This is a genomic window from Yoonia sp., from assembly GCF_036007805.1.
In the GTDB taxonomy this organism is placed as follows: Bacteria; Pseudomonadota; Alphaproteobacteria; order Rhodobacterales; family Rhodobacteraceae; genus Yoonia.
This window is the reverse complement of record NZ_DASYOK010000383.1, coordinates 1-1747: the sequence shown is the minus strand read 5'-3', so window position 1 is coordinate 1747 and position 1747 is coordinate 1. Positions and strand designations below refer to the sequence as shown.

Genomic DNA, 1747 nt, shown 5'->3' with positions numbered 1-1747 from the left:
TTGCGGTGAATGCGCTGGGCCATGCCAACCCTGCTCTGGTCGCGGCGCTGACAGAACAGGCACAGGCGCTGTGGCATGTCTCGAACCTGTATAATATTCCCGCACAGCAACAGCTGGCCGATGCGCTGGTGGCGCAGACCTTTGCCGATACGGTGTTTTTCACCAATTCCGGCACCGAAGCCTGCGAACTGGCCGTCAAAATGGCCCGCAAATACTGGTACGACAAAGGCCAGTCCGAGCGGACCGAGATCATCACCTTTTCGGGTTCATTTCATGGCCGCTCCAGTGCTGGGATTGCGGCTGCGGGATCCGAGAAGATGACAAAGGGCTTTGGCCCGTTGTTGCCCGGTTTCACCCATCTGGAATTTGGTGACCACGATGCCTTGCAAGCCGCCGTTTCGGACAAAATCGCAGCGATCCTTGTCGAGCCTGTGCAGGGCGAAGGCGGTATCCGGCCCTTGCCCGATGTCTGCCTGAAGGGGCTGCGCGATCTGTGCGACCAACACGGTATCCTGATGATCCTTGACGAAGTGCAGTGCGGCATGGGCCGGACAGGTAAGCTTTTTGCCCATGAATGGGCGGGGATCACCCCTGATATCATGATGGTCGCCAAGGGGATCGGCGGGGGTTTCCCGCTGGGCGCTGTGCTGGCCACGGAAAACGCGGCCTCTGGCATGACGGCAGGCACGCATGGGTCCACCTATGGCGGCAACCCTCTGGCCTGTGCTGTGGGCGCCAAAGTGATGGAGATCATCGGTGACGATGCGTTTCTGGCCGAGGTCAACCGCAAGGCGGGCATGATGCGCCAAAAGCTCGAAGGGCTGGTGGCGGCACATCCCGATGTGTTTGAAGCGGTGCGCGGATCGGGCCTGATGCTGGGCCTGAAATGCAAGGCCGTAAACAGCGATGTCGTCACGGCAGGTTTTGCCCAAGGCGTACTGACGGTGCCTGCAGCGGACAATGTCGTGCGTCTTCTGCCCGCGCTGAATATCACCGACGACGATATCGCGCTGGCGATGGACAAACTTGATGCCGCGGCATCCCATGTAAAGGAGGCCAATGCGTAATTACACGTTCCGCCCCCTGACCGAGGCAGACCTGCCTTTGATGCGCCGCTGGTTACAGACGGCGCACGTCAAAGTCTGGTGGCCCGATGCGGACAAGCAAATTGCGCTGATGGAAAAAGACATGGACAGTGCCGCGATCGACATGCGGGTGGTGAGCCTGATCAACCACCCCTTTGCCTATATCCACGATCATGACGCCCGCGCCTTTGCGATGCCGCAATATGCGGACCTGCCTTTTGGCGCGCGGGTCATGGCCACCTTCGTGGGCGACAGCGATTTCATGGGGTTGGGCCATTCGGTCGGCTATATTGATGCCCATGTGCGCAACCTGCGCCTGAAGTACCCGATGGTCGCCGTCGGCCCCGGCACAACCGACACCCACGCCCTGTCGATCTACAGACAGGCGGGCTTTATGAAACGACGACTGGCCACGACAGGCGAAGGGCGCCTTGTCCAGGTCATGACCCATCTCTGAACTGACTGGTCGGAAACGGCCCAACAAAAGCGAAACCCATGACCCATTTTCTTGATATCCATACGACCCCCACCGATGCGCTGCGCAACATCATCGACAATGCCAAAGCGATGAAAACCGCCCGCGCCGGTCTGCCCAAAGGCACGCCGGACGCCGAACAGCCGCTCGCGGGGCATATGGTGGCGCTGATCTTTGAAAAGCCCTC

At 60.0% G+C, this 1747-nt stretch carries 2 protein-coding genes and 1 pseudogene; all 3 read left to right on the top strand.

Annotation, left to right across the window (positions count from 1 at the left end):
* The coding region (locus tag VGP75_RS20330) for an aspartate aminotransferase family protein (protein ID WP_327545377.1) at window positions 1–1067 on the top strand (1067 nt) is incomplete at its 5' end.
* Complete coding sequence (locus tag VGP75_RS20325) at window positions 1060–1542, top strand: GNAT family N-acetyltransferase (RefSeq protein ID WP_327545376.1); 483 nt, start codon at window positions 1060–1062, stop codon at window positions 1540–1542. The genes VGP75_RS20330 and VGP75_RS20325, both read left to right, overlap by 8 nt.
* Window positions 1543–1580: 38 nt before the next feature.
* Window positions 1581–1747: pseudogene (locus VGP75_RS20320) on the top strand (ornithine carbamoyltransferase); the annotation flags it as partial.

Coding starts and splice junctions, on each gene's coding strand:
- VGP75_RS20325 (WP_327545376.1), top strand. CDS start 1,060: ATGCGTAATTACACGTTCCGCCCCCTGACCGAGGCAGACCTGCCTTTG.